The 8,358-nt window shown below is 59.0% G+C and carries 7 protein-coding genes; 4 read left to right on the top strand and 3 right to left on the bottom strand.

The genetic code is table 11. The annotated features are described in order from the left end of the window. On the bottom strand, positions 1-1,294 hold a 1,294-nt coding region (gene treS, locus PG5_RS26310), incomplete at its 3' end, for a maltose alpha-D-glucosyltransferase (protein ID WP_042955754.1). Positions 1,295-1,440: 146 nt separating this feature from the next. After that, positions 1,441-3,435 (bottom strand): alpha-1,4-glucan--maltose-1-phosphate maltosyltransferase, encoded by a 1,995-nt coding sequence (locus PG5_RS26305; RefSeq protein ID WP_020800109.1) that lies wholly within the window; start codon positions 3,433-3,435, stop codon positions 1,441-1,443. 205 nt (positions 3,436-3,640) lie between these two features. On the opposite strand from PG5_RS26305, the gene PG5_RS34495 reads away from it, so the two are divergent. Beyond that, entirely contained in the window at positions 3,641-3,808 is a 168-nt protein-coding gene (locus PG5_RS34495) for a hypothetical protein (RefSeq protein WP_020800108.1), read from the top strand. Positions 3,809-4,323: 515 nt separating this feature from the next. Here the strand turns inward: PG5_RS34495 and PG5_RS26300 are convergent. Further along, positions 4,324-4,827, bottom strand: a complete 504-nt coding sequence (locus tag PG5_RS26300; RefSeq protein ID WP_020800106.1) for an MgtC/SapB family protein — start codon at positions 4,825-4,827, stop codon at positions 4,324-4,326. A gap of 136 nt (positions 4,828-4,963) precedes the next feature. Here PG5_RS26300 and PG5_RS26295 point away from each other — a divergent pair, with 136 nt between their 5' ends. The 3 genes from PG5_RS26295 to mapR all read left to right on the top strand — a co-directional run bounded on the left by PG5_RS26295 (position 4,964) and on the right by mapR (position 8,349). Beyond that, the gene (locus PG5_RS26295; RefSeq protein ID WP_020800105.1) at positions 4,964-5,197 is read left to right on the top strand and encodes a DUF3203 family protein; all 234 of its coding nucleotides are present in this window, start codon (positions 4,964-4,966) and stop codon (positions 5,195-5,197) included. A gap of 195 nt (positions 5,198-5,392) precedes the next feature. Continuing rightward, positions 5,393-6,823: a cytochrome c oxidase accessory protein CcoG gene (gene ccoG, locus PG5_RS26290; protein WP_042955753.1), complete on the top strand. Its 1,431-nt coding sequence runs from the start codon at positions 5,393-5,395 to the stop codon at positions 6,821-6,823. 116 nt (positions 6,824-6,939) lie between these two features. Continuing rightward, positions 6,940-8,349: a GntR family transcriptional regulator MpaR gene (mapR, locus tag PG5_RS26285; protein WP_020800103.1), complete on the top strand. Its 1,410-nt coding sequence runs from the start codon at positions 6,940-6,942 to the stop codon at positions 8,347-8,349. Positions 8,350-8,358 lie beyond the last annotated feature (9 nt).

Here is an 8,358-nt window from a genome sequence, read left to right as displayed (position 1 = left end):
GGGGCGGGCGGGGGGGGGGGGGGAAAACCCCGCCGTTGCGGTCGATCGACCACTGCATCGGCGTGCGCACACCGTCGCGATCGCCGAGGTAGATGTTGTCGCCCATGCCGATCTCGTCACCGTAGTACAAGGTCGGCGTGCCGGGCATCGACAGCAACAGGCTGTTGAGCAACTCCACGCGCCGGCGATCACGCTCCATCAACGGCGCCAGGCGCCGGCGAATCCCCAGGTTGATCCGCGCCCGTCGATCGGCCGCGTAGTAATTCCACAGGTAGTCACGCTCCTTGTCGGTGACCATCTCCAAGGTGAGCTCATCGTGGTTGCGCAGGAAAATCGCCCATTGGCAATTGGCCGGGATCTCCGGGGTCTGGCGCAAGATGTCGGTGATCGGAAAACGGTCTTCCTGGGCCAGCGCCATGTACATGCGCGGCATCAACGGGAAGTGAAACGCCATGTGGCATTCGTCGCCGTTCAGGCCCTTTTTATCGGTGTCGCCGAAATACAGCTGCGTGTCCTCCGGCCATTGGTTGGCCTCGGCCAGCAGCATGCGGTCGGGGTAATTGGCGTCGATTTCGGCACGGATCTTTTTGAGAACGTCGTGGGTTTCCGGCAGGTTCTCGTTGTTGGTGCCGTCGCGCTCGATCAGGTACGGGATCGCGTCGAGGCGCAACCCGTCGATGCCCATGTCCAGCCAGTAGCGCATGACCGACAGCACCGCTTTCATCACCTGCGGGTTATCGAAATTCAGATCGGGCTGGTGTGAATAGAAGCGGTGCCAAAAGTATTGGCCGGCCACCGGGTCCCAGGTCCAGTTGGATTTTTCAGTGTCGAGAAAGATGATGCGGGTGCCGTCGTACTTTTGATCGTCATCGGACCACACGTAGAAATCCCGCGCGGCCGAACCTTTCTTGGCCTTGCGTGCGCGCTGGAACCAGGCGTGCTGGTCCGAGGTGTGGTTGATGACCAGTTCGGTGATCACCCGCAGACCACGTTTATGCGCCTCGGCGATGAAGCGCTTGGCGTCGGCCATGGTGCCGTAGTCGCTGTGCACGCCACGATATTCGGCGATGTCATAACCATCGTCGCGACGCGGCGAAGGATAGAACGGCAACAGCCAGATAGTATTGACGCCCAGGTCGGCAATGTAGTCGAGCTTGGCGATCAGGCCCGGAAAATCGCCGATCCCGTCGTTATTGGAGTCGAAATAGGATTTGACGTGAACTTGATAGATGACCGCGTCCTTGTACCAGAGCGGGTCCTTGATAAAGGTGGCTGCCTTGGGTTTCTTCGCCATTTGAAACTCCTGTTGAATACGAAAGAACGCCCTGACGCGGATCGTTCCCACGCTCTGCGTGGGAATGCCTCAAGGGACGCTCTGCGTCCAGTGACGCGGAGCGTCACGGGCTGCATTCCCACGCAGAGCGTGGGAACGATCTTGGGCTAGGGGGTAATTCGCCAGATCCCGAACGGCTGATACGCCGGATCGATGCGCATGAACTGGTACTTGCCGTGCCAGGTCCAGCGATGGCCGTTCATCAAGTCTTCGCCCTGGGTGCTGGCATCGTCCGGCAAACCCATCTCCCACAGCGGCAACTCGAAATTCGCCTCCTGCACGTTGTGCGGATCGAGGTTGACCGCCACCAGGATGAAATTGCTGCCATCGGCGCTACGCTTGCCGAAGTAGAGGATGTTGTCGTTCCAGGCGTTGTAGACCTTCAGGCCCAGGTGCGTGTGCAGCGCCGGGTTTTGCCGGCGGATACGATTGAGCTGGGCGATCTCGGCAATGATGTTGCCGGGGGCGTTGAAGTCCCTGGGTCGGATCTCGTACTTCTCGGAGTCGAGGTATTCCTCCTTGCCTGGAATCGCCGCCGACTCACACAATTCAAAGCCGGAGTACATGCCCCACAACCCCGAACCCATGGTTGCCAGGGCGGCGCGAATCAAAAAACCGGGGCGGCCGGAATCATGCAGGAACGCCGGATTGATGTCCGGTGTATTGACGAAGAAATTCGGCCGGTAGCACTCGCGCCACGGCGACTCGTTGAGTTCGGTGAAATAGGTGGCCAGCTCCTGCTTGGTGTTGCGCCAGGTGAAGTAGGTGTAGCTCTGCGAATAACCGACCTTGCCCAGCCGCGCCATCATCGCCGGAGTGGTAAACGCCTCGGCAAGGAAGATCACGTCAGGGTACAGCGCCCGCACATCGGCGATCAGCCATTGCCAGAACGGCAACGGTTTGGTGTGCGGATTGTCCACGCGAAACAACTTCACGCCCTCCAGCACCCAACCCACGACGATATCGCGCAACTCTATCCAGAGGCTGGGAATCGCCTCGACGGCATAAAAGTCGACATTGACGATGTCCTGGTATTTTTTCGGCGGGTTCTCCGCGTACTTGATCGTGCCGTCCGGCCGCCAATTGAACCAGCCCGGATGTTGCTGCAGCCATGGGTGGTCCTGGGAACATTGAATGGCAAAATCGAGGGCAATTTCCAGACCATGCTCAGCCGCGGCTGCCACCAGGCGGCGGAAGTCTTCGCGGGTGCCCAACTGCGAGTGAATCGCCTCGTGCCCGCCCTCTTCACTGCCGATGGCATAGGGGCTGCCGGGATCGTCGGGACCGGCGGTCAGGGAGTTGTTCGGGCCTTTGCGATAACTGCGACCGATGGGGTGGATCGGCGGGAAGTACAACACGTTGAAGCCCATGTCCTGGATCATCGCCAGCCGCGAATGCACGTCATTGAAAGTACCGTGGCGCGCGGGATCGTCGGTGATCGAGCGCGGGAACAGTTCATACCAGCTGGCGAACTGCGCCAGCTCACGTTCCACATCGACCGGGTACTCCGGGCTCAGGCTCAGGTAGGCACGATGATTGGCCTGGGCCATCAAATCGGCGCTACGAGGGTGCAGAAACAGTGCAACCTGCTCGGTTTCGAGCAGCCCCGACAGTTCGTGATGCAAGGCTGCCAATTGCTCACTCAATTGACCTTCGGTGCGTTCGGCGGCTTGCTGAACGTGAAGGCGACCTTCTTGCAGTTCCAGGCTGACAGGCACGCCCGCAGTGTGCTTTTTCTCCAGTTCATAGCAAAAGCTGGCGAACTGATCGATCCAGGCCTCGATACAGAAAACATGACGCCCCTGCGCCTGCACGCGAAACTGCCCCTGCCAGCCATTATTACCCAGCTCGGTCATGACCTCGCTATGCCAGGCCTCATCGCCATCGGCCTGCCAGCGAATCCGCACGGCCAGTTTGTCGTGACCGTCGGCAAAAACCTTGCTGGTCACCACCACATCCTGGCCTTCCACGGCCTTGACAGCGAACTGCCCGCCATCCAGGGTCGGCATGGTGTTTTCGATTACGATTCGCGGCAATAACAACGCCTGCGACAGTGGAATGTGCGGGTTGTAGCTCAACTCACCAGGTTTTTCAGCCGTCATCGAGCATCTCTCCTTACGCCCCAAGGACGCTCATGTCTGCGATTGTCATCCACATCGGTCAGTCCCTCACCGAATGAACTCACTTAGGTTCCGAGCGACGGGCGTCGGGAAAAGTTCATCGGCAATTGGCTGGAATCAAATCCTTTACACAGTGGTCAACCAACTTAAGCACGACTCACGCCATGTGCCACTGGAGGTATGAACAATGAACAATCCATTCCCGGCAGAAACACCCGATCCGAACATCGACAACCCGGTGATACCACCCAGCGATCCGCAGCCTGTGCCTGAGCAGGACCCTCCGGGGAGCAATCCGCCACCCAGGGAAGAGCCGCCTACGACAATGCCACCGGTGATTGTGACCCCTGAATGAAGACAGTTGATCGGTCCCCCTGCCGCGCTGGGGGACCGATCGAAGGAATAGTCCGAATGACGTTTCCGGCGAACGTGTAGTACCGGTCCTGAATTGGATTTTTTTGCCCAGGCGGCGCTTTACGGGAATTTGCCCAGGGCTTTACATAGCAACTACTTCACCCCCCTTGAGTACGGCCAGCCATGAACACCTTTTTCGACGGCAGCAGATTCACCGAAAGAGCAAGCGCACGGCAAAACACGCTTATTCGTGAACCCATCGTCGACGGCTGGCCTCACTTTGAAAATCTTCAATTACGAGTTTCTCTGCTTCCATATCGAACGCAGTCTTCAAGAGCACACTAGAAGCTCGATACTCAAGGAACTGGAGAATCAGCTAACCCATCGTGACTTCGACTATAGCCAGCATGAACTTCACGACTGTAGGAGCGAGCATGCTCGCGAAGATCGTGAACGATAATGCTGGTAGCCAGGCACCCCGAGGCGGTCTTGAGTTTTTCGCGAGCGTGCTCGCTCCTACAGTTGGTCTTTGTCTTTATCCAGCATCTTCACGATTATGGGCATCACGCCAAGAATCACCAACGCCAGCAACGTGCTCAACACCGCCGTGGCTTCCCTTCCCAATCCCGCAGACACCCCGATCGCGGCAGTCATCCATAAACCGGCGGCGGTGGTCAGGCCTTTAACGTGGCCTTCGTCGCCTTCCTGGTTTTTCAGGATGGTGCCGGCACCGAGGAAGCCGATCCCGGCGATCACACCCTGCACAACCCGGCTCATGGCATCTGCCTGGGAGCCGGACATTTGTGGCACCAGCACGAACAACGCCGCGCCCAGCGCCACCAGCATGTGGGTGCGCACCCCCGCGGCCTTGCCCTTGTGCTCGCGCTCGAAACCGAGAATGCCGCCCAGTACCGCGGCCATCAACAGGCGCACGGTGATGCGGGTCAATTGCGAGGCATCGCCGATGTCGGCGAACTCGGCTTGCAGGGTAACCCAGACTTCGTGCCACCAGGCATTCATGGCGAATTCCCTTGTAGAGAGCTTTGCAAATGGGTCATGGAGGATGGACCGCGCCGACCATTAATCAGTTGCACAGAACGATGCTCGATGCCGAAAGCCTAATGTTTCATCCATCGTAAAAAACCAGGATTACGCCATGACCGTACGCATTGAGAACCAGACTTGCTTCTTTATCACCGCAAACGGCGAGGAAATTCGCCTGTGTCCCGATGTGACTATCATCACCGACGGGGAAAAAGCCATGTCGGCGGTCGATCTCGACGGCCAGCGCATCTACATCACCGAAGCAGAAGCGGACGCATTGACCGTAGCAGGTGCGGTGGATGGTCGCCGGCATTTGAAAGCGACCGACAGTGATTCGGTGATTTGACTGCCCTGGATCAATAAAGCCCGAAAACGTCTGGCATAGGTCCCCCGGCCCCGCAGCGCCAGCTGCTTCAACTTGTCGCAGGCGGGGGTAGCGAGCCCATCTGATCCGGTTTTTAAAGCAATACCTGAGTCTGTTATGCAAACAGATCGGCGCTCATAGTGCTCCTGCCTGATGGAGGCTGATGAGCGAAAGACCATGAGCGATAGAATCCCCGTCCGAACCCTGGAAAGCGCCCCCGTAGTCAAGACTTTCGAGCCCTCGCGTCCAAAGATGAAGGCCAAGTCCAGCGACAACCTGATCCACACCCGCAGTTTTACCGGCCTGTTCCGTTCCCTGCGCATCAGCGGCGCGGGTTTTCTGTTCCTGCTGTTCTTCGGCACCGTATGGCTGAACTGGGGTGGCCGCCAGGCGGTGCTCTGGGACCTTTCCGAAAGTAAATTCCACATTTTTGGCGCGACGTTCTGGCCACAGGATTTCATCCTGCTCTCGGCGCTGCTGATCATTGCCGCGTTCGGCTTGTTCGCGATCACAGTGTTCGCCGGCCGCGTATGGTGCGGCTATACCTGCCCGCAGAGCTCCTGGACCTGGATTTTCATGTGGTGCGAGAAGATCACCGAAGGCGAACGCAACCAGCGGATCAAACTGCAAGCGGCGCCCTGGGGACTGAACAAACTGCTGCGCCGCTCGGCCAAACACACCCTGTGGCTGGCCATCAGCCTGTTGACCGGCCTGACCTTCGTTGGCTATTTCACGCCGATCCGCCCGCTGGCCGAAGAACTCCTGACCTGGCAAATGGGTGGCGTCAGCCTGTTCTGGGTGCTGTTCTTCACCGGTGCCACCTACATCAATGCAGGCTGGCTGCGTGAAGCGGTGTGCATGCACATGTGCCCGTATGCGCGATTCCAGAGCGTGATGTTCGACAAGGATACCCTGACCATTTCCTACGACGTGGCTCGTGGCGAGCACCGTGGCCCAAGAAAGCGCGAGGTCAAGCCGGCTGAGGTCGGCCTGGGTGACTGCATCGATTGCCAGCTCTGCGTGCAGGTCTGTCCGACCGGCATCGACATTCGCGACGGTTTGCAGATGGAATGCATCGGTTGCGCGGCATGCATCGACGCCTGTGATTCGATCATGGACAAAATGGGCTACGAGCGCGGGCTGATCAGCTATACCTCGGAGCACCAACTGCAAGGCGGCAAGTCCCGCCTGTTGCGGCCACGATTGATTGGTTACACCGCCGTGTTGCTGGTGATGATCGGTGCGCTGGTCGTTGCGCTGATGGAACGGCCGATGGTGTCGCTGGACGTGAGCAAGGATCGTGGACTGTTCCGTGAGAACAGCCAGGGGCAGATCGAAAACATCTACAGCCTCAAGGTCATCAACAAGACCCAGCAACGCCAGGACTACCGCCTGACGCTGGTGGATGGCGATGGCTTCCAACTACAGGGCAAGACGGACTTGAGCCTGGCGCCGGGTGAGATTGTTGATGTTCCCGTGTCGGTGGCGATGACCACGGAGCGGCCGGGCAGCAGTTCGCAAAGCATCGCCTTCAAGATCGTCGACAGCGATGAGCCGGGCATCTTCAGCGAGGCCAAGAGCCGGTTTGTTGCACCCATGAACCGTTGATCCCTTAGACTGCAGTGCGCCATTCGCGAGCAGACGCCGCATCGTTCTTGTGGGAGCGAGCCTGCTCGCGAAGAAGTCACCTCGTCTTTTCTGAAAGACACCAATCCGGGCATACGATGAAACGCTACGAAAAATTCGCCGATGACATTGCTGAACTGATCCGCACCGGCGTTCTCGGGCCCGGCCAGCGTGTGCCGTCGGTGCGCTATGCCAGCCAGACCCATGGGGTAAGCCCGTCAACGGTGTTCCAGGCGTATTACTTGCTTGAGCGTCGCGGCCTGATTCGCGCCCGACCGCGCTCTGGATACTTCGTCAACGCCCATGCACCACGGCCATTTTCCGAGCCGGGGATCAGCAGCCAGGTCAATGAATCCACCGAAGTCGATGTCAGCGAACTGGTGTTCTCGGTCCTTGAATCGATCAAGGACCCGAACACCGTAGCCTTCGGCTCGGCATTCCCCAGCCCGACCCTGTTTCCGCTGCAGCGCCTGTCGCGCTCCCTGGCCAGTGCTGCCCGGGACATGGACCCGCGCATGGTGGTCACCGACATGTCGCCGGGCAACCCGCAATTGCGCCGACAAATTGCCCTGCGCTACATGGTGGGCGGCTTGATGCTGCCCATGGAAGAATTGCTGATCACCAACGGTGCGTTGGAAGCGCTGAACCTGTGCCTGCAAGCCGTGACACAACCCGGCGACCTGGTAGCCATCGAGGCCCCGGCGTTCTACGCCTGCCTGCAAGTGCTCGAACGCTTGAAACTCAAGGCCGTGGAAATCCCCGTGCACCCGCGCGACGGCATCGACCTCGGGGTGCTCGCGCAAACCCTGGAACGCCACCCGATCAAGGCCTGCTGGTGCATGACCAGTTTCCAGAACCCCATGGGCGCGACCATGCCCGAAGCGAAAAAGCGCGAACTGGTGGAATTGCTGCGCGTCCATCAAGTGCCGTTGATCGAGGACGATGTCTACGCCGAACTCTATTACGGTCAGCAGGCACCGAAACCGGCAAAGGCCTTTGATACCGAAGGACTGGTGATGCACTGTGGGTCTTTCGCCAAGAGCCTGGCCCCGGGTTACCGCATTGGCTGGGTCGCCGCCGGGCGGTATGCACAGAAGATCGAGCGGTTAAAACTCATGACCTCCCTTTGCGCTTCGATGCCTGCCCAGGCAGCCATTGCCGACTATTTGCAGCACGGGGGTTATGATCGGCATTTGCGCAGGTTGCGATATGCCCTGGAGGAACAGCAAAGCGCCATGCTGTCGGCCATCGCCCGCTATTTCCCGGCGCAGACCCGCGTCAGTCAACCCGCTGGCGGCTACTTCCTCTGGCTGGAATTACCCGAGCAGATGGATTCTCTGAAGTTGTTCCAGATGGCGTTGGCGCAAGGGATCAGCATTGCGCCGGGACCGATTTTTTCGCCAACGCAGCGCTTCAGGAATTGTATTCGGCTGAATTATGGCAGCCCGTGGGATGAGGCTTCGGAGAAGGCGATGGAGACGCTGGGGCGGATTGTAAGATCCTTCTAAAAGCAAAGA

Source organism: Pseudomonas sp. G5(2012) (genome assembly GCF_000408945.1).
GTDB classification, from domain to species: domain Bacteria; phylum Pseudomonadota; class Gammaproteobacteria; order Pseudomonadales; family Pseudomonadaceae; genus Aquipseudomonas; species Aquipseudomonas umsongensis.
Note: the sequence above shows the minus strand (reverse complement) of the source record. Positions and strands in the feature narration are given on the sequence as shown.